Consider the following 18,736-nt stretch of genomic DNA (forward strand, 5'->3'; position numbering starts at 1 on the left):
ACGTTGCGACCAGGTGCAAGAGGTGCAAGACCAACGTTGGGATGCTTCCTCAGTTCCAACCTCTTGAAGCCCCGGTTGCAGACAAGCGACAGGGTAAGCACGAAACGGATCGGGGCAGATCGCCGGTTCGCAACATTGCCGAGGGGAGACCTCCCGCAGGGGAGGCGTCACCAGGCCCGTAAGGGCAACTTTTCAGGAGAGATTGCCTTGGCAGTCTTTGTGTTGGACAAGAGCGGCAAGCCGCTCATGCCGTGCAGTGAGAAACGAGCGAAGCTGCTGTTGGCGCGCGGCCGCGCGCGCGTGCACCGCGTGATGCCTTTCGCCATCCGCCTGGTGGATCGGCGACAGGCGGACAGCGTCCTGCAACCGGTCCGTCTTAAGCTGGATCCAGGTAGCAAGGGCACTGGGGTGGCCATCGTACGAGAAGTTGAGTCCGGCGGTGCCGAGCCGGCTCGGCATGCTGCCGTGCTGTCTCTCGCCGAACTGATCCACCGCGGCGCGCAGATCAGCCTGAGCCTGACCGCACGGCGGGCCATGCGACGTGGCAGGCGTGGCCGCAAGACTCGCTATCGTGCCGCTCGTTTCGATAACCGGCGCAAGCCCGTAGGCTGGCTGGCGCCGAGCCTGCAACACCGTGTGCAGACCACGATGGCTTGGGTACGCCGTTTCCGGGCGCTCGCGCCGATTACCGCCGTCAGCACCGAACTCGTCCGCTTCGACATGCAGGCGCTGCAAAACCCGGAGATCTCCGGCGTCGAGTATCAGCAAGGCGAACTGGCCGGCTACCAGGTCCGGGAGTACCTGCTGGAGAAATGGGGCCGGCAGTGCGCGTACTGCGATGCCCGCGATACGCCGCTGGAAATGGAGCATATCGATGCCCGGGCAAGCGGTGGCTCCAACCGGGTCGCCAACCTGACGCTGGCGTGCGTGCCTTGCAATCGGAAGAAGGCCGCACGTCCGCTCTCTGATTTCCTGCGCAAGGACCCGGAGCGTCTCAGACGCATCCTGGCCAAGGCAAAGTCACCGCTTCGCGACGCTGCTGCGGTCAATTCGACCCGGTGGGCTTTGTACAACGCGCTGAAGAGCATGGGGCTTTCAGTGGAGACGGGTTCTGGCGGCCGGACGAAGTACAATCGCCGACGATTCGATCTGCCAAAGACGCACGCGCTGGACGCCGCGTGCGTTGGGGTGATCGACTCGGTTTCGGGATGGCAAAAGCCCACGTTGGCGATCAAGTGCACGGGCCGCGGCGCTTACCAGCGCACGCGACTCACCGCATCCGGCTTTCCTCGCGGCTACCTCATGCGCAGCAAACGCGCCTTCGGCTTTCAGACCGGCGATATGGTGCGGGCCGATGTCCCGTCCGGGAAGAAGGCTGGCAGGCATTTTGGGCGGGTGGCGATTCGCGCCACCGGCTCCTTCAACATTCAGACCGCCGAAGGCGTCGTCCAAGGTGTTTCTCACCGCAATTGCAAGATCATGCAACGCGGCGACGGATATGGTTATTCACTCGTAGCGCCATCCACGAAGGAGAGCGGGCACAGGGACGACGCTTCGCGTCGCGCGCTATCCCTCACCGGCCTGAAGGCCGATGTTTCCCGCGCGAACTGATGAAGGTCAGTGGGTTCACATTCCTGCGGAATGGCACGACCCTGGGATACCCCTACGTGGAAAGCTTGCGCGGCCTCCTGTCGGTATGCGATGAGGTCGTTGTTGCGGTCGGGGCCAGCGAAGACGACACCTTGGAACGCGTGCGCGAGATTGGGGATCCACGCATTCGAATCATCGAAACGGCGTGGAACGAGAGGATGCGTACGGCAGGGTATGTTTATGCGCAGCAAAAAATGGTTGCGCAATTCAACTGTACCGGCGACTGGGCCTTCTACCTGGAGGGTGACGAGATCATTCATGAGGCAGACGCGCCGACGATCCGCGCCGCCATGCATGAACACCTTCATAACCCCGAAGTTGAAGTGCTCGTCTTTGAATACCACCACTTTTACGGTTGTCCGGATTTTGTGGCCAAAAGCCCGGCCTGGTATCGCCACGCGCCCCGGATCATCCGCAACAACATTCGCAGCCTGGCTCCAGACGGACTGTTCTGGATGGTAATGGAGGGGAATCGGCGCAATCGCTATCCCCGTGGAGCGATGGTCGGCTGCCCGATCTACCACTACGGTCACGTGCGCAGCATCGAGAGGATGCGAGAAAAGAGCCGGCAGGTCTCGCGGTACTGGGACCACACGCCGAAATTCAAGGATTACAGCCAGATTGATTCAACGACTCTCCAGACCTTCAGCGGGACCCATCCCAAGGTGGTCCAGGATTGGCTCGCCGAATATGCTGAGCAAACCTTTCAGCCGGACGCGACATACCGACTCAGTCGCCGCGACTTGCGGCATCGTGCATTGGCAAGAATCGAGCGACTCCTTCGGCGGGACTTGACCAGGAAACACTATAACCTGGTTGCCTAAAGCGACTTAACGCATCCGGCTGGAGCGAAATATGATTTTATTCAACGCGGGAACACTTTGTTTGCCTGGTGGCGTGGCACCTGGCGTGCCATGCGCGTTTGTATCGTAATCGACGCGCTCTTGCCGCCGGTCCAATACGGCGGCACCGAGCGGGTGGCCGTTTGGTTGGGCCGCGCCCTGCACGAACTCGGCCATCGCGTATGCTACCTCGCCCATGCCGGCTCGCGGTTGGACTTCGCTCCGGTCCTGGCCTGGAACCGTGCCACGCCGCTGCATACTCAGATCCCCGCCGACACCGATATCGTGCACAGCCATTCTGGCTTGCCTGAGGACTTTGGGCTATCTGCGTGCCAGACCATCCACGGTAACACTTCGGAGGCGAGACGCTTCCATCCGAACAGCATCTTCGTATCGGAGAGCCATGCGCGCAACCACGGCGCTACGGCCTTCGTCCACCATGGGATGGATCCGCGCGGCTATGCGCAGCCAGATTTTGCGGCGCGCGGCGGCCCCTTCGTGTTTCTGGCCAAGGCCGCCTGGAAGGTCAAGAACTTGACGGGCGCGATCCGCACCGCAAGGCTTGCCGGCGCGCCGCTGGAAGTCCTGGGCGGGCACAGGCTGAACTTCAAGATGGGCTTTCGGCTCACGCTGGATCCAAACACACATTTCCACGGCATGGTGGATGACCATGTGAAGAGCCGCTGGCTACGTGGCGCGCGTGGGCTGCTACTCCCCGTGCGTTGGCCGGAGCCCTTCGGCATCGCGACGATCGAAAGCCTCTATTTTGGGGTGCCGGTCTTTGGGACACCCTATGGCTCATTGCCGGAACTGATTGGTCCCGAGGCGGGGTCGCTGGCCGTCTGCGCTGACGAGTTAGCCGAGGCCGCGCGCCGCGCCGACCGCTTTGACCGGCGCGCGCTCCATGCCTACTGGGCAGCACGCTTCACTGCCGAGCGAATGGCGCGCAAGTACGTGATGTACTACGAGAAGATCCTGGCTGGCGAGCCTTTGCACTCCGGCGTGGTCGAATCGCCTTCGGTCAGGGGCAGTACACTGCTGCCGTGGAGAAACTGAGGTTAAGGACATTTTCCGTACGAACGGTCAAGGAGTTGACCACAGCCAGGCGCCGCACTGTTAGCGGCAGCGGGGGCTTTTTTGCGTTCTTCAAGGAATAAACGTGCCATTCATCATCGCCGGCCTGGCACTGATCGGTGCCCTCATCTACGGTGCGGTCCGGCTATACATTGCAGTAGACGCGGCATTTGGCTGGGTCGCAGGTACCGCCGCCGTGGTCGTCTACGCGGCGCTGCTCGCTGGATTTGTCGTAAGCCTGGTGCGTCGCTATCGTGCGATCCACGGTGTCAAGGTCAGAGGGGAGCGCATCCTGTCGTTGGAAGGGACGTGGGGATCGCTCCGGGTCGACCCTGAGCGAAAGCGGGGCTCCCTGGATATCGGTGGCCAGCAGACTCGATTTATCTTTGCGGATATTGCAGGCGCCAGCCCGTTGGAAAGCGGCGGCAAGTGGATGCTTGAATTGCGTCTTGAGCACAATGCGCAAGCCAGTTGGACTATCCCGACGGCGAATCGCAAGGAGGCGATGCGCTGGGCGAAGATATTTGATCTGGCCGCGATTCAAAAGCTCTGAAAGGCAGGATGTGAAAGTCGGTTGAAGGCAAGAGAAGTTCCAGCGCCCAGCGCGCCGCCCAACATGCAGTTCGTGCGGCTGTTCGCTCAGTCTTGGTGGGAGATCGTACATACCGCGCGGATCCGGTGCCTTCAAACTAGCACGTGTCATTCTGCGTTCCGCAGTGCACCATGACATGGTCGGGGACACTAAGGGGTTGCGCAGCCAACCACACACGCGCCGCATCAAGAAGCGGGAGCACTAGATGAAAAGAAATTTTCCGGGCCTGGATTGTCTGCGTTTTCTGCTTGCCTGCTATCTTGTTCTGTTTCACACGCTTTTGGGATATCCCGGTGTCGAAACGATTCCGCTGACTGGCATCTTTAAATTCGGCGGATATGTGACCAGCACCTTTTTTATTTTATCCGGATTCATTCTGGCACATGTTTATATTGGATCGAGTATAGGAAAGGAATTAAAAGTTCCAGCGTCGATATTCATCCGTAATCGATTTTTCAACATTTATCCCATACACATTATTACACTGCTTCTGACAATCGGGTTGATGTCTTTTGGCTCCCATATGTACGAGGTTGATCTGAGCTGGGTGGATTCGACGCCACCAGCAAGCCATACGATGAGCCCGGTAGAATTTGTAGTCAATTTAGTAATGCAAGTCACGTTGCTTCAGGCGTGGAATCCGTTTTACGCTGCCTTCAACATCCCAGCGTGGTCCTTGTCAACGCTGTTCTTCTTTTACTTATCCTTCCCGGCGCTCGCACCCCGGTTGCTCCGTATGCGCCGAAAGTACACGGTACTTCTTGCTCTGTGGGCCGCTTGCCTGTTGCCGGCACTAGGCGTGGCGATGCTTGCATCTTACGAGCCATGGGCAATCGGGACACTTCACACGAATCCACTGGTACGGCTTCCCGAATTCCTGGCGGGGATTGTCGCGTACGGTATTTTCACCGAAAATGATGAGCGAATCACCTTTTTCGTGGCTCGCCATTGGCGCATCGCAATACTAACGCTTGCAGCAATTTTCGTCGGCGCGGCTTATCTGTTCGCGATTAGTCCAATATTTTTCCGGGTCCTGCTTCATAACGGGATGATGATGCCTACTCAAATCGCGTTGATTCTCGTCTGCACGAGCATGCTGCGAGAAGCATCGCAACGAACGGTAAATTGGACCAAGCGGCTGGGCAACGCGTCGTTGTCAATATTCGCCATCCAATGGCCGCTTTTCATCCTGTTTATAAAAGTTCAAAAAATTCTCGAAATACCATACCCGCTTCTGTCCTGCGTTCATAGGGCGCACGAATGTGTTCAGGCAGTGAACGCGGCTCCGCCACGGCTTTATTACTATCCGGTCTATCTGCTCCTGGCCCTTCTCGCGTCCATCGTTTTCCAGGAGAGGGTTATCGCCCCGCTGAGAAGCATTCTGCGTCGAGTGTTTGGCCCCCAGCAGCGCGTCACGGCCCTATCGTCACCATTTGCTTCCCAGCGGGCTTCAAACGCGCGCGTTAAAGAGGTAGACGTGTAATGGCGGCGCCGTCACTTGGCCTCGTTGGCGAACGGGCGACAGCCCCGGACCTGCCGAGAATGTTCGACTGGATTGGTTTCCAGGTCATCAGCTAACGGCCTGGGGCAAGATTGGCAGGCGTTACTACGTGGAGCCAATATGAACAAGGGGTTACAACGCAAAACGCTGTAACCCCTTGATTTAAATGGTGGGCCTCCCGTGAGTCGAACACGGCACCAACGGATTATGAGTCCGCTGCTCTAACCAGGCATGAGCTAGAGGCCCAGGAAATCAGACCGGCATCATACCGATTAACTACCTTCGAGGAAACTCTTAAGCTTATCTGAGCGGCTCGGATGACGCAGCTTGCGCAGTGCCTTGGCTTCTATCTGGCGGATCCGTTCACGGGTGACGTCGAACTGCTTGCCGACTTCTTCCAGCGTGTGATCGGTGCTCATTTCGATGCCGAAACGCATGCGCAGCACCTTGGCTTCGCGCGGCGTGAGCGAGTCCAGCACGTCCTTGACGACGTCGCGCATGGAGCCGTGCAACGCCGCTTCGGCCGGGGCCAGCGTGTTGGTGTCTTCGATGAAGTCGCCCAGGTGGGAGTCGTCGTCGTCACCGATCGGCGTTTCCATGGAGATCGGCTCTTTCGCGATCTTCATGATCTTGCGGATCTTGTCTTCCGGCATCTCCATCTTCTCGGCCAGCGTTGCCGGATCCGGCTCGTTGCCGGTTTCCTGCAGGATCTGGCGCGAGATGCGGTTCATCTTGTTGATCGTTTCGATCATGTGCACCGGGATACGGATGGTGCGCGCCTGATCGGCGATCGAACGGGTGATGGCCTGGCGGATCCACCACGTGGCGTACGTGGAGAACTTGTAGCCGCGGCGGTATTCGAACTTGTCCACCGCCTTCATCAGGCCGATGTTGCCTTCCTGGATCAAATCGAGGAACTGCAAGCCACGGTTGGTGTATTTCTTGGCGATCGAGATCACCAGGCGCAGGTTGGCCTCGGTCATCTCGCGCTTGGCTTCGCGGGCGCGCTTCTCGCCCTCGCTCATCTTGCGGTTGACGTCCTTCAGTTCCTTCAGCGGCAACACCACGCGCGATTGCAGGTCGATCAGCTTTTGCTGCAGCTCACGCACGGCCGGCACATTGCGCTCGACGGTGACGCTGTACGGCTTGCCGTCGGCAATGATCGAGTCAATCCATTCGAGGTTGGTTTCATTGCCCGGGAAGCGGGCGACGAAATCCGCGCGCGGCATGCCGCACTTGTCCACCACGATCTTCAGGATGGAGCGCTCGAACTTGCGCACTTCGTCCACCTGGCCACGCAGCGTGTCGCACAGGCGTTCGACGTTGCGCGCGGTGAAGCGGATGGTCATCAGTTCATTCTGGATGGCTTCCTGGGCCTTGACGTAGGCCTTGGACTTGTAGCCTTCCTTCTCGAACGAGCGGTGCATCTTCTCGAACTGCTCGGCGATGATGCGGAATTTCTCCAGCGCGCCCAGCTTCAGTTCTTCGAGCTGGCGCGCGGAGGCCGCCAGGCCGCCTGCGTCGTCGTCCTCGTCTTCGTCCGACCCTTCCTCGTCCGACTCTTCTTCGTCTTCCTCGGCCGCCGCCGCGACAACCGGCGCCGGGGGTGCCACGGGAATTTCCTCGGCGTTCGGGTCGATCAGGCCGTCGACGAACTCATCGATCTTGATCTCGTCGCTGGCAACGCGCTCGGCCAGCGCCAGTATCTCGGAGATCGTGACCGGGCATGCCGAGATCGCCATCACCATGTCTTTCAGGCCGGCTTCGATGCGCTTGGCGATTTCGATTTCGCCTTCGCGCGTAAGCAGTTCCACCGTGCCCATCTCGCGCATGTACATGCGCACGGGATCGGTGGTGCGGCCGAATTCGGAGTCCACCGTGGACAGCGCAGCCTCAGCCTCTTCCTCGGCTTCTTCCTCGCTGGTCGCCGACGGGGCGTTGTCGTTGAGCAGCAGCGTTTCCGCGTCCGGCGCCTGCTCGTAGACGGCGATGCCGATGTCGTTCAGCGTGGCGACCAGCGTGTCGATCGATTCCGAATCGACCATGTCGTCCGGGAGGTGATCGTTGATCTCGGCGTAAGTCAGGTAACCGCGCGACTTGCCCAGCTTGATCAGCGCCTTGAGCTTCTGGCGGCGCGCCTCCAGTTCTTCCTCGGTGCCCTGCTGGGTCGAGGCGAACTCCTTGAGCAGGGCCTTTTCCTTGGCCTTGCGGTCGCGCGCCTTCTGCTTTTCGGACTTGGGTGCGGCAGCGGGCGCTGCAGCGGGGCTCTCGTCTTCGTCAAGCTCTTCAGTCACGTCGTCTGTCGTGCTGTCGTCTTGCTGCGCTCCGGCCTTGGGCTTGCGGCCACGCTTCTTCGTCTCCAGCTTGACTGCCGGAGCGGCGGGACGCTCGGATGCAACGGGGGCGGAAGTGGTGGCAGCCAGGTTGGCCTCGGACGCGGGCGCGTCTGACTTGGCGTCTCCCGTCCTGGCACTTGTCGCTGCCGCCTGCTTGCTCTCGACTTCGGTATTCTGCTGTTTCGCCACGGTAATACTCTTGCCTTTCACAGGTACAGACGCGGCGTTGTTGCCGCTTGTATTGGCGCTATCGCCGCTCTCGCGTGCCGAAGTTGAGGACTTCAAGTTCTCGGATATGCGAGTCCCGGTGGGAGTAGACGCAGCAGACGCCACGGCGCTCCGCGCAGTCTTGGCTGGCACAGGCTGGGCTGGCGCCTTGACAGACGCGGCCGTCTTCGCAGCCGCCGTTGTTTTCGCGGACGCCTTGCCGCTCCCTGTTTGGGGAGCTTTAGTGGAAACCTTTTCGGTTGCTTTGGCCTTTGCCATTGGCACGCTCACTTTCACCAGAACGGGAGAGAAAGATTTCGCTATCCAAACCGGCAATTGTAGCACGTCACAATTAGCCGGCTTCCCAACAGGTGAGGCTTTCACCTGATAAATCAAGGCTTAAGCTCAAGCAGGCCGAGCCAAACCCTCACTTATATATCACGACGGCAGCGTTGTCCGAGCTGCCGGACAGTCAACTCACGTCAACCCAACTGGCGCCGGCGGTTGATCTCGCCGACCAGCCAGCGCATCCGGATCTTGCCCGCCTCGTCCGCCGTTCCCATGACCACCGCCTGCTGCAGGCTGGCGAGTTCGCGCTGCAACGGCCCCGCCAGCAGCTTGGTGATGGCCGCATCGAACTCCTGTTCCGCCGGTTCCTCGTCGATCTCTTCTCGCAGTACCGCCGCGCGCACATTGGCGTAGGCCTCCGCATACGGCGACTGCGCGAGATGCTCGCTAAAGGCCGCGAAGTTCACTTCGCCCTGCAACTCGTCACACGCGGACACGAGGTGCGCCAGCACCTCCGCGTCGGCCTGCTCATCTTCCAGCAATAGCGCTCGACTATCGGCGTCGAGCCTGCTCGAGAGCTGCGGATAGCACATCAGCAATTGCAGCACGCGCTGTTCCAGCCCCGTGGGCGCCTGGCGCTTGGCTCGCGGCCGCGGCTGGGCGAAGCGGCCGACCCGCACCGGGTCGCTGGCCAGCCCGCAGACCGCCTCGATCTCGGCAGGCGTGGTGCCGGTGGCGTCGGCCAGCTCGCGCACGATCTGCAGGCGCAGGCCTCCACCGGGCATGGCCTGCAGCAATGGCTTGGCCTCGTACTGGGCGCGGGCGCGGCCTTCCGGCTGGCGCAGTTCCTGGCCTTCCGTGACCACCTGCAGCAGGAATCGCGACAGCGGCATGGCGTCGCGCACCTGAGCGGCGAAGGCATCGGTGCCCTGCTCCCGCACATAGCTGTCCGGATCGTGCTCGGTGGGCAAGAACAGGAAACGGATGGTCTTGTTGTCCGCCACATAGGGCAGGCACGCCTCCAGGGCCCGCCGCGCCGCGCGGCGCCCGGCGGCGTCGCCGTCGAACGAGAACACTACGGCGTCGGTCTGTCGCAGCAGCTTCTGCACATGCACCGGGGTGCAGGCCGTGCCCAGCGTGGCCACGGCGTTGGCAAAGCCGAGCTGGGCCAGCGCCACCACGTCCATATAGCCTTCGACCACCAGAACGTAGCCGGTTTCCCGGATCGCATGGCGTGCCTCGAATAAGCCATATAGTTCGGTACCTTTGCTGAACAGCGGGGTTTCCGGCGAGTTCAGGTACTTGGGCTCGCCCTGCCCCATCACCCGTCCGCCAAAACCGATCACCTGGCCCTTGGTGTTGCGAATGGGGAACATGATGCGGTCGCGAAAGCGGTCGTAGCGCCGCGGCTTGCCGTCGGCGTCGCGCTTCTCGGCGCTTTCGATCATCAAGCCGGATTCCACCAGCGGGCCGGCGATGGCGTCGTCGCGATAGCTGCCGAACACCGATTCCAGTCCCTGCCAGTCGTCAGGTGCATAGCCCAGGCCGAATTGCGCCGCGATCTCGCCGGACAGCCCGCGGCCCTTGAGGTACTGGATCGCCTGGGGCGCGCTGCGCAGTTGACGCCGGTAGAACTCGGTGGCGCGCGTCATGGCGTCGGAGAGCGCGAGCGAGCGAGCCTGTTGTTCGGCGCGCTGGGCCGGCGGCAGCCGGTCGCGGTCCTCGGGCACGGACAGGCCGACCGATTGCGCCAGTTCGCGCACAGCGTCCGGGTACGACTGCCCGGAGTATTCCATCAGGAAGCCGATGGCCGAGCCATGCGCGGCGCAGCCGAAGCAGTGGTAGAACTGCTTGGTCGGCGAGACCGTGAAAGACGGCGACTTCTCGTTATGGAAGGGGCACAGCCCCATGAAGTTGGCGCCGCCCTTCTTCAACTGCACATACTTGCCCACCACATCGACTATGTCGACACGGTTGAGCAGGTCCTGAATGAAGGATTGCGGAATCACCCGGCTTGTCGTCCCTTGGCCGAGCCCCCCGTGGAATCGGGCGGCAGCGATGTTGTGTTGTGAAATGCGTGACCGGCACTGCGCTTTCCGGCCTCATGACACTACATTGTAGTGCAGACGCAACGGATTGCATTCAGCGCCGGCGAGGGTGTCGGACAAAACATGCTTTATACAACACTCGCGGCGGCAACTAAATCAGCTGCGGCTGGCCGCGGCTCAATGCGCCGTCAGCGCGGCCTTGACCAGGCCGGATACGACAGTCATGTCGGCGCGACCGGCCAGCCTGGGCTTGAGCACCGCCATCACCTTGCCCATGTCCTGCGGACCGGCAGCGCCGCTTTCCGCCACCGCGGCCTGCACCTCGGCGGCGATTTCGGCATCCGACAGCGCGGCGGGCATATAAACCTTGAGCACCTCGATTTCAGCGCTTTCCTTGTCCGCCAGGTCAGTGCGGCCGGCTTGGGTGAACTGGGACAGGGAGTCTTTGCGCTGCTTGATCAGCTTTTCGATCACGGCCATCACGGCGGTGTCGTCGAGTTCGATGCGCTCGTCCACTTCCCTCTGCTTGATGGCAGCCAGGAGCAGGCGGATGGTGCCGAGGCGCTCGGTTTCGCGGGCCCGCATGGCGGCCTTCATGTCTTCAGTGATACGGGCTTTGAGGGACATGGCAATGTTTCCAGGAAAGGGTGGGCGGGACGTTGCTGGCCAAGCGAGGCAAGCGCGGCCATCGGGCCGCCAATGCAAAAACCCGCCGGAGCCTTGCCCACAGCGGGTTTTGATGCAGCAGCGAAGGGCGCGGTCAGTACAGCTTCTTCGGCAGCATCTGGCTGCGGATGCGCTTGTAGTGGCGCTTCTCGGCGGCGGCCTTCTTGCGCTTGCGCTCGGCCGTCGGCTTTTCGTAAAACTCACGAGCCCGCAATTCAGTAATCAAGCCGTTCTTCTCGATGGTGCGCTTGAAACGACGCATGGCGACTTCAAACGGCTCGTTTTCTTTAAGGTGGATCGTGGTCATCTTGCTGATATAAGTAGCAGCTGTTGGCGATTTTACGAAAGCTACAAGTGTAGCACACGGACTGTCAAGCCGGCGCGGCAAGAAATTTCGCCGTGCCGCCTAGGCCACTCCCACCGTCGTGGCCCGTGCGTTTTCCGCAACGGCCTGGCCGGCTGCCACGCCGGAGGCCCAGGCCCACTGGAAGTTGTAGCCGCCGAGCCAGCCGGTCACATCGACCACCTCGCCTATGAAGTAGAGGTTGGGCACCGTCCTGGCCATCATCGTGGCCGACGACAGCGCCCGGGTATCCACGCCGCCGAGCGTGACCTCGGCCTTGCGGTAACCCTCGGTCCCAGCCGGGGTCAGTTGCCAGCCATTCAGCGCGGCCCCAAGCCGGCGCAGTGCCTTGTCCGGCATATCATGCAGCGGTTGGGCGCCATTCAGTCCGGCAGCCGCGCACCAGGCATCCGCCAGGCGCGCCGGCAGGCGTTCGGCCAGCAGGTTGGCCAGGTGCTTGCGGCTGCTGCCCTTTTGCTCCAGCAGCCACTCGCTGGCGTCCTTGCCGTCGAACAGGTCGATGGCGATGGGCGTGCCCGGGCGCCAGAAGCTGGAGATTTGCAGCACGGCAGGGCCTGACAAACCGCGGTGGGTCCACAGCAGGTCCTCGCGGAAGGCGCCAGCCGTCTTGCCGTTGCCCGTCACGATATCGACCTCCATCGAAACGCCAGCCAGCGGCACGAACGGCGCCCAGCCCTGTCCGTCGAAGGTCAGCGGCACCAGCCCCGGGCGCGTCTCGATCACGCCCAGCCCGAACTGGCGGGCAAGGCGGTAGCCCAGGTCGGTGGCGCCGATCTTGGGAATGGAAAGCCCTCCGGTCGCCACCACCAGGGCACCCGCGCGGATTGGACCGCTGGCCGTCATCAGCAGGTAATCCTCGCCCTCGCGCCTGACCTCGTCCACGCTGCAACCGGTGCGCCAGTGCACATTGCCCGCGCCGCATTCCGCGCGCAGCATGTCGATCACCTGCTCGGCGCTGTCATTGCAGAAGAGCTGGCCGCGATGCTTCTCGTGCCAGTCGATCTCATGGCGCCGCATCAGGTCGAGGAAGTCCTGCGGCGTATAGCGGGCCAGCGCCGAGCGGCAAAAGTGTGGATTGCCAGACAAATAATTGGCCGGCCCCGCCTGCAAGTTGGTGAAATTGCAGCGCCCGCCGCCCGAAATGCGGATTTTCTCCGCCAGTTTGGTGGCATGGTCGATCAGCACCACGCTGGCACCACCCTGGCCGGCTACCGCCGCGCACATCATGCCGGCGGCCCCGGCGCCAAGCACCGCCACATCGAAGCGCCCTGCGCGCGCGCCGGCCTGGCCGGTCTGCGCGGTCTGCTTGCTGCCCATGTTTTTCTTGCCTACCGATTGCCTGCTGAAGAAGCGGCGATTGTAGCGAAAAGCAGGGCGATCGCCGCTGTGCTACCCTGCTGGCCTCACGCCCGGCTGCCGGCCCGATGGTCCGCCGCCCGCGCCAACCCCTTGATTTGCCGGCTGCCCCTGGCACCGGCCTAAGCTTCTCCCATGCTTGTTCTCGGCATCGAATCCTCCTGCGACGAAACCGGCCTCGCCCTCTACGACACCGAGGCCGGGCTGCTGTCCCACGCCCTGCATTCGCAGATCGCCATGCACCGCGACTACGGCGGCGTAGTGCCTGAACTCGCCTCCCGCGATCACATCCGCCGCGTGCTGCCGCTGTTGCAGCAGATCCTCGACGAAGCCGGCCGCACCCGCAAGGACATTGACGCGATTGCCTTCACCCAGGGGCCCGGCCTGGCCGGCGCCTTGCTGGTGGGCGCCTCGGTGGCCAACGCGCTGGGCTTCGCCCTCAATGTCCCGATGCTGGGCGTGCACCACCTCGAAGGCCATCTGCTGTCGCCGCTGCTGACGCCCGATCCGCCGCCCTTCCCCTTCGTCGCCCTGCTGGTTTCCGGCGGGCATACGCAGCTGATGGAAGTCCGCGGCATCGGCGATTACGCCCTGCTGGGCGAGACCCTGGACGATGCCGCCGGTGAGGCCTTCGACAAGACCGCCAAGCTGCTCGGCCTGAGCTACCCCGGCGGCCCGGAGGTATCGCGGCTGGCCGAGTTCGGCACGCCCGGCGCGTACGCCCTGCCCCGCCCGATGCTGCATTCGGGCAACCTCGATTTTTCCTTCGCCGGGCTCAAGACGGCGGTGCTGACGCAAACCCGCAAGCTGGGCAATGTGTGCGAGCAGGACCGGGCCAACCTGGCGCGTTCCTTCGTCGACGCCATCGTCGACGTGCTGGCGGCGAAGTCGATGGCCGCGCTCAAGCAGACCGGTCATCGCCGGCTGGTGGTGGCCGGCGGCGTAGGTGCCAACCGGCAGTTGCGCGAGCGCCTGGACCAGTTGGCCGCGCAGAAGAACATCGAGGTCTACTACCCCGACCTGGCCTTCTGCACCGACAACGGCGCCATGATCGCCTTTGCCGGCGCGATGCGGCTGCAGGCCGCGCCCGAACTGGCGCAGCACAACTACGGCTACGGCGTGACGCCGCGCTGGGAACTATCGGATATTCGCCTGCCGGCGCGCTAGGCTTCCCGCGGCAACCAACCAGACAACAAAAAAGCCACCTCAGCGGTGGCTTTCTCGGTGCCTGCAAGGCCGGCTTATCGCGCCGTGCGCTTGTCGCGCTCGATCACGGCATAGGCGCTGTGATTGTGGATGGACTCGAAATTCTCGGCCTCCAGCACATACGCCACGATGCGATCGTCCGCATTCAGGCGCATGGCGATATCGCGCACCAGGTCCTCGACGAACTTGGGATTCTCGTAGGCGCGCTCGGTGACGTACTTCTCGTCCGGACGCTTGAGCAGGCCCCACAGCTCGCACGAGGCTTCTTCCTCGGCCATGCGCACCAGGGCTTCCACAGGCAGGTCGGCCGCCAGCTCGACGTTCATGGTGATATGCGAGCGCTGGTTGTGCGCGCCGTACTGCGAGATCTTCTTGGAGCACGGGCACAGGCTGGTGACCGGCACCAGGGCCTTCAGGAAGACCTTGGTGGCGCCGTCGCGCACTTCGCCGATCAGCGTGACTTCATAATCCATCAACGATGGCACGCCCGACACCGGCGCGATCTTGTTGATGAAATACGGGAAGGTGACTTCGATGCGCCCGGCCTCGGCTTCCAGCTTGACAAGCATCTTGTCCAGCAACGTACGGAAGGTTGCCAGTTCGAGCGGCTCGCGCTCATCTTCCAGCAAGGCAACGAAACGCGACATGTGCGTGCCTTTTTGGTCGGCAGGCAGGTGCACATCGAGATTGAAGATACCGACCGTGGCCAGCACGCCGGCAGGCGTCTTCAGCGACAGCGGGTAACGCACGCCCTTCACGCCCACCCGCTGGATCGGGATCAGGCGGGTATCGAGGCTCGACTGCACGTCGGGCATCACAAAGGCCGGATTGATGTCATTCATATCGGTCAGGTTTCCTCTACGGTCGCGGCATTTTTCGCAGTCAACCTTGCCGCGCAACGAGTGTGAAACCGCGGGCGAGGGCAAGCGATGCCGTCCCGCAGCTGCGAACACAAAACCTGCGATTCTAAGGGAAATCGTCGGTTGCTGCCCATGAGCGGGCCGATACCCGCACGGTCCGTGCGGATGATGCCGCAACAAAAAAGGGGGCATCGCCGTCGTGCCCACCAGAAACGGGCACGACGGCGAGACGGCAAGACGGATCAGGCCGCGCGCGTGGCGACCGCCGCCTTGGCGAGGTTGAAGCGTTCGCGCACGGCGTGCTCGATGCCCTTGGCGTCCAGCCCGCATTGCGACAGCAGGAAGGCCGGATCGCCATGGTCGACGAAGCGGTCGGGCAGGCCTAGCTGCAGCACCGGCACCGCGATGCCGGCTGCGGCCAGCGCTTCGAGCACCGCGCTGCCCGCGCCGCCCATCACGCAGCCTTCCTCGACGGTGACGAGATAGTCGTGCTCGCTCGCCAGCTTCTTCACCAGTGCTTCGTCGAGCGGCTTGACGAAGCGCATATTGGCCACCGAAGCGTCCAGCGCCTCGGCCGCGCCCAGCGCCGGATGCAGCATCGAACCGAACGCCAGGAAAGCCACGCGCTGGCCGGCGCGCGCGCCGCCCGTGCGGCGCATCTCGCCCTTGCCGACCGGCAGCGCGGTCAGCGCGGCCGCGGTCGCCACGCCGGTGCCGGCGCCGCGCGGGTAGCGCACGGCGGTCGGGCACTCCTGCTGGAAGGCCGTGGTCAGGAGCTGGCGGCACTCGTTCTCGTCGGCCGGCGTCATCACCATCATGTTGGGGATGCAGCGCAGGAAGGCGATGTCGTAGGCGCCGGCGTGGGTGGCGCCGTCGGCGCCGACCAGCCCGGCGCGGTCGAGCGCGAACACCACCGGCAGGTTCTGCAGCGCCACGTCGTGGATCAGCTGGTCATAGCCGCGTTGCAGGAAGGTGGAATAGATCGCCAGCACCGGCTTGAGGCCTTCGCAGGCCAGGCCGCCCGCGAACGTCACGGCATGCTGCTCGGCGATGCCCACGTCGTAGTAACGATTGGGGAAGCGCTTTTCGAACTCGACCATGCCCGAGCCTTCGCGCATGGCCGGCGTCACGCCCACCAGCTTGGGATCGGCGGCAGCCATGTCGCACAACCATTCGCCGAACACCTGGGTGTAGGTCTTGCGGGCCGGCTTGGCCGACGGCCGGATGCCTTCGGCCGGATTGAACTTGCCGGGACCGTGGTAGAGGATCGGATCGGCTTCGGCCAGCTTGTAGCCCTGGCCTTTCTTGGTGACCACGTGCAGGAACTGCGGGCCGCCGCCTTCCAGTGCGCGCTGGCGGATGTTCTGCAGCGTGGGCACCAGCGATTCCAGATCATGGCCGTCGATCGGGCCGATGTAGTTGAAGCCGAATTCCTCGAACAGCGTGGCCGGCACCACCATGCCCTTGGCATGTTCCTCGAAGCGCTTGGCGAACTCCAGCACCGGCGGGGCCACCGACAGCACGCGTTCGATGCCCTTCTTGGTGGCGGCGTAGAACTTGCCGCTCAGCAGCCGCGCGAGGTGGTTGTTGAGCGCGCCGACCGGCGGCGAAATCGACATGTCGTTGTCGTTGAGCACCACCAGCAGCGGCAGGTCCTTGTAGACGCCGGCGTTGTTCATGGCTTCGAAGGCCATGCCCGCCGTCATCGCGCCGTCGCCGATCACGGCGATGGACACGCGCTTCTCGCCCAGCGTGCGGGCGCCCAGCGCCATGCCCAGCGCGGCCGAGATGGAGGTGGAGGAATGCGCGGTGCCGAAGGTGTCGTATTCGCTTTCGCTGCGGCGCGGGAAGCCCGAGATGCCGCCCCACTGGCGCAGCGAATGCATGCGGTCGCGCCGTCCGGTCAGGATCTTGTGTGGATAGCTTTGGTGGCCAACGTCCCACACCACACGGTCGTCCGGGGTATGGAAAACGTAGTGCAGCGCGATGGTCAGCTCGACCGTGCCAAGATTGGACGACAGGTGGCCGCCGGTTTGCGACACCGATTCAAGCACGTAGGCGCGGAGTTCGTCGGCCAGCGTCTTGAGCTGGCGGCGGTCCAGCCTGCGGAGGGCTGCGGGGTCGTCAATAGTTTTGAGCAGTGCGTAGGTCATGATGTCCGTTCGGCGGCCGGATTCTTGTGCCCGGTTGTCGGTTTTCCTGCTTATCAATGAATTCGGTTCGCGTTCAATTCGAGCGCAGCACGATGAGATCGGCCAGTTCGCGCAGCCGTGCGGCGCGCGCGCCGAACCCAGCGAGCGCTTCGTGCGCCGTGGTCCGGAGCTGCTCCGCGAGCTGGCGGGCAGGCTCGAGTCCCATCAGCGACACATAGGTCGGCTTGTCGTGGGCGGCGTCCTTGCCGGCGGTCTTGCCCAGGGTGGCGGTATCCGCGGTGACGTCGAGGATATCGTCCACCACCTGGAACGCCAGCCCCACGGCCGCGGCATAGCGGTCGAGCGCGGCCAGGCCTGCCTCGTCCACCGTCCCGCAATAGGCACCCATGCGCACGCTGGCCCGCAACAAGGCACCGGTCTTCATGCGGTGCATCGCCTCGAGTTCGTCCAGCGACATGGCCAGGCCGACGTGCTGGAGGTCGATGGCCTGCCCGCCCGCCATGCCTACCGAGCCCGAGGCCCGGGCCAGCTCGGCCACCAGGCGCATGCGCGCGGCGGCGTGGAGCGAGGCCAGCGACGCCGACTCGGCCAGCACCACGAATGCCTGTGTCTGGAGCGCGTCACCCACCAGCAGCGCCGTCGCATCATCATAAGCCTTATGCACGGTGGGACGGCCACGACGCAAGTCGTCATCGTCCATGCAAGGCATATCGTCATGCACCAGCGAGTAGGCGTGGATCATCTCCACCGCGCTGGCGGCCGCGTCGCAGGCCTCGGGCGCCGCGCCTGCCACTTCGCCGGCTGCATGCACCAGCAAGGGCCGCACCCGCTTGCCACCGCCGAGCACAGCATACCGCATGGCTTCGTGCAGCGTGCAAGGCACTGTGTCGGTCGTGGGCAGCGCGGCGTCGAGCGCAACCTCGGTCCGGGCGCCCTGGGCGCGCATCCAGGCGGCGAAATCGCCGGCTTCGGCAGTCTGGCGCGGGTTGCTCATTCCGATTCTCCCGGCATGCCGGCTTCCGCGGGCATGGGCTTGAGGACGTCTCCATCCAGCACTTTAACCTGCTGCTCCACGCGCTCGAGCATCTGCTGGCAGAACCTGACCAGTTCAGCCCCGCGCTTGTACGCCGCCAGCGAATCTTCCAGCGGCAATGCGCCACCTTCCATGCTTGCCACCAGCGCCTCGAGTTCGGCCATGGCGGCTTCGTAGGAGGCGGGCGGCGCGGAGGCGGACCGCTGGTCGGTCGCGGCTGGATCGGGCTGGGCCGGGGAGCTCGTAGTCTTTGGCATTGCGGACATGGGATCTGGGGAAGCTGGGATTTTACGCCAAAGCGAGGCAATGCCCGCATCCTTGCAACCGGCGTCGTCCAGTCCGTTGCCCGAAAGTGACTTGTGCGCTCGGGTCGTCTTTCCGAATGCGCCCCGAACGGCACCCCCATGACGACCCGGGTCGACTTTTTCGCTAAAAAGGCAAAAAAATCAGTCCCTTAACTTTTTGCCTCGGGTACAATCCGCGGTTCGTCGGCGCGCACTAAATCCACTGGCCCGGAAGCAGACCAGGGCGCGGCTGACTGTCTTTCCCATATCGATTTC

15 protein-coding genes and 1 tRNA gene are annotated in these 18,736 nt (G+C 63.2%); 6 read left to right on the plus strand and 10 right to left on the minus strand.

Annotated elements, in window-relative coordinates; genetic code table 11:
- Nucleotides 1-207: 207 nt before the first annotated feature.
- The 5 genes from iscB (at nt 208) to AC1DQ3_RS30215 (ending at nt 5,641) form a co-directional block, all read left to right on the plus strand.
- Nucleotides 208-1,611, plus strand: a complete 1,404-nt coding sequence (gene iscB, locus AC1DQ3_RS30195) for an RNA-guided endonuclease IscB (protein WP_477123832.1) — start codon at nt 208-210, stop codon at nt 1,609-1,611.
- Between the two features lie 56 nt (nt 1,612-1,667).
- Nucleotides 1,668-2,474 carry a glycosyltransferase family protein gene (locus AC1DQ3_RS30200; RefSeq protein WP_477123795.1) on the plus strand — a complete coding sequence of 269 codons (807 nt, stop codon included), beginning with the start codon at nt 1,668-1,670 and terminating at the stop codon, nt 2,472-2,474.
- 90 nt (nt 2,475-2,564) lie between these two features.
- On the plus strand, nt 2,565-3,548 hold the full coding sequence (locus tag AC1DQ3_RS30205; RefSeq protein WP_477123796.1) for a glycosyltransferase: 984 nt from the start codon (nt 2,565-2,567) through the stop codon (nt 3,546-3,548).
- A 103-nt stretch (nt 3,549-3,651) separates the two neighbouring features.
- Nucleotides 3,652-4,119: a hypothetical protein gene (locus AC1DQ3_RS30210; protein WP_477123797.1), complete on the plus strand. Its 468-nt coding sequence runs from the start codon at nt 3,652-3,654 to the stop codon at nt 4,117-4,119.
- Nucleotides 4,120-4,363: 244 nt separating this feature from the next.
- A complete protein-coding gene (locus AC1DQ3_RS30215; RefSeq protein ID WP_477123798.1) occupies nt 4,364-5,641 on the plus strand; it encodes an acyltransferase family protein in 1,278 nt (425 codons plus the stop codon).
- 185 nt (nt 5,642-5,826) lie between these two features.
- Here the strand turns inward: AC1DQ3_RS30215 and AC1DQ3_RS30220 are convergent.
- The 6 genes from AC1DQ3_RS30220 to AC1DQ3_RS30245 form a co-directional block, all read right to left on the minus strand.
- Nucleotides 5,827-5,905, minus strand: a tRNA-Ile gene (locus AC1DQ3_RS30220).
- A 26-nt stretch (nt 5,906-5,931) separates the two neighbouring features.
- Nucleotides 5,932-8,481, minus strand: a complete 2,550-nt coding sequence (gene rpoD, locus AC1DQ3_RS30225) for an RNA polymerase sigma factor RpoD (protein ID WP_477123799.1) — start codon at nt 8,479-8,481, stop codon at nt 5,932-5,934.
- Nucleotides 8,482-8,684: 203 nt separating this feature from the next.
- On the minus strand, nt 8,685-10,499 hold the full coding sequence (gene dnaG / locus AC1DQ3_RS30230) for a DNA primase (RefSeq protein WP_477123800.1): 1,815 nt from the start codon (nt 10,497-10,499) through the stop codon (nt 8,685-8,687).
- Between the two features lie 216 nt (nt 10,500-10,715).
- Nucleotides 10,716-11,165: a GatB/YqeY domain-containing protein gene (locus AC1DQ3_RS30235; protein WP_477123801.1), complete on the minus strand. Its 450-nt coding sequence runs from the start codon at nt 11,163-11,165 to the stop codon at nt 10,716-10,718.
- A gap of 133 nt (nt 11,166-11,298) precedes the next feature.
- Entirely contained in the window at nt 11,299-11,511 is a 213-nt protein-coding gene (gene rpsU / locus AC1DQ3_RS30240; RefSeq protein WP_035866409.1) for a 30S ribosomal protein S21, read from the minus strand.
- 99 nt (nt 11,512-11,610) lie between these two features.
- The gene (locus AC1DQ3_RS30245) at nt 11,611-12,885 is read right to left on the minus strand and encodes a BaiN/RdsA family NAD(P)/FAD-dependent oxidoreductase (protein WP_477123802.1); all 1,275 of its coding nucleotides are present in this window, start codon (nt 12,883-12,885) and stop codon (nt 11,611-11,613) included.
- Nucleotides 12,886-13,059: 174 nt separating this feature from the next.
- Between AC1DQ3_RS30245 and tsaD the strand changes: the two genes are divergently transcribed.
- Nucleotides 13,060-14,091 (plus strand): tRNA (adenosine(37)-N6)-threonylcarbamoyltransferase complex transferase subunit TsaD, encoded by a 1,032-nt coding sequence (gene tsaD / locus AC1DQ3_RS30250; RefSeq protein WP_477123803.1) that lies wholly within the window; start codon nt 13,060-13,062, stop codon nt 14,089-14,091.
- A gap of 74 nt (nt 14,092-14,165) precedes the next feature.
- On the opposite strand, the gene folE2 is transcribed toward tsaD, so the two are convergent.
- From folE2 to AC1DQ3_RS30270, 4 genes are all read right to left on the minus strand, one after another.
- Nucleotides 14,166-14,972, minus strand: a complete 807-nt coding sequence (gene folE2 / locus AC1DQ3_RS30255) for a GTP cyclohydrolase FolE2 (RefSeq protein WP_477123804.1) — start codon at nt 14,970-14,972, stop codon at nt 14,166-14,168.
- A 260-nt stretch (nt 14,973-15,232) separates the two neighbouring features.
- On the minus strand, nt 15,233-17,143 hold the full coding sequence (gene dxs / locus AC1DQ3_RS30260; RefSeq protein WP_477123805.1) for a 1-deoxy-D-xylulose-5-phosphate synthase: 1,911 nt from the start codon (nt 17,141-17,143) through the stop codon (nt 15,233-15,235).
- A 73-nt stretch (nt 17,144-17,216) separates the two neighbouring features.
- Nucleotides 17,217-18,137 carry a polyprenyl synthetase family protein gene (locus tag AC1DQ3_RS30265; protein ID WP_477123806.1) on the minus strand — a complete coding sequence of 307 codons (921 nt, stop codon included), beginning with the start codon at nt 18,135-18,137 and terminating at the stop codon, nt 17,217-17,219.
- A complete protein-coding gene (locus AC1DQ3_RS30270; protein WP_477123833.1) occupies nt 18,134-18,433 on the minus strand; it encodes an exodeoxyribonuclease VII small subunit in 300 nt (99 codons plus the stop codon). Before AC1DQ3_RS30270 ends, AC1DQ3_RS30265 begins: the two co-directional genes overlap by 4 nt.
- Nucleotides 18,434-18,736: the final 303 nt, after the last annotated feature.

It is taken from the genome of Cupriavidus sp. 01T418, assembly GCF_056398885.1.

Bases quoted from the DNA above. Each gene is read 5' to 3' on its own strand.
- tsaD (WP_477123803.1), top strand. From the start codon at position 13,060: ATGCTTGTTCTCGGCATCGAATCCTCCTGCGACGAAACCGGCCTCGCC.
- AC1DQ3_RS30235 (WP_477123801.1), bottom strand. From the start codon at position 11,165: ATGTCCCTCAAAGCCCGTATCACTGAAGACATGAAGGCCGCCATGCGG.
- AC1DQ3_RS30215 (WP_477123798.1), top strand. From the start codon at position 4,364: ATGAAAAGAAATTTTCCGGGCCTGGATTGTCTGCGTTTTCTGCTTGCC.
- AC1DQ3_RS30265 (WP_477123806.1), bottom strand. From the start codon at position 18,137: ATGAGCAACCCGCGCCAGACTGCCGAAGCCGGCGATTTCGCCGCCTGG.
- AC1DQ3_RS30205 (WP_477123796.1), top strand. From the start codon at position 2,565: ATGCGCGTTTGTATCGTAATCGACGCGCTCTTGCCGCCGGTCCAATAC.
- folE2 (WP_477123804.1), bottom strand. From the start codon at position 14,972: ATGAATGACATCAATCCGGCCTTTGTGATGCCCGACGTGCAGTCGAGC.
- AC1DQ3_RS30270 (WP_477123833.1), bottom strand. From the start codon at position 18,433: ATGCCAAAGACTACGAGCTCCCCGGCCCAGCCCGATCCAGCCGCGACC.
- rpoD (WP_477123799.1), bottom strand. From the start codon at position 8,481: ATGGCAAAGGCCAAAGCAACCGAAAAGGTTTCCACTAAAGCTCCCCAA.
- AC1DQ3_RS30245 (WP_477123802.1), bottom strand. From the start codon at position 12,885: ATGGGCAGCAAGCAGACCGCGCAGACCGGCCAGGCCGGCGCGCGCGCA.
- dxs (WP_477123805.1), bottom strand. From the start codon at position 17,143: ATGACCTACGCACTGCTCAAAACTATTGACGACCCCGCAGCCCTCCGC.
- rpsU (WP_035866409.1), bottom strand. From the start codon at position 11,511: ATGACCACGATCCACCTTAAAGAAAACGAGCCGTTTGAAGTCGCCATG.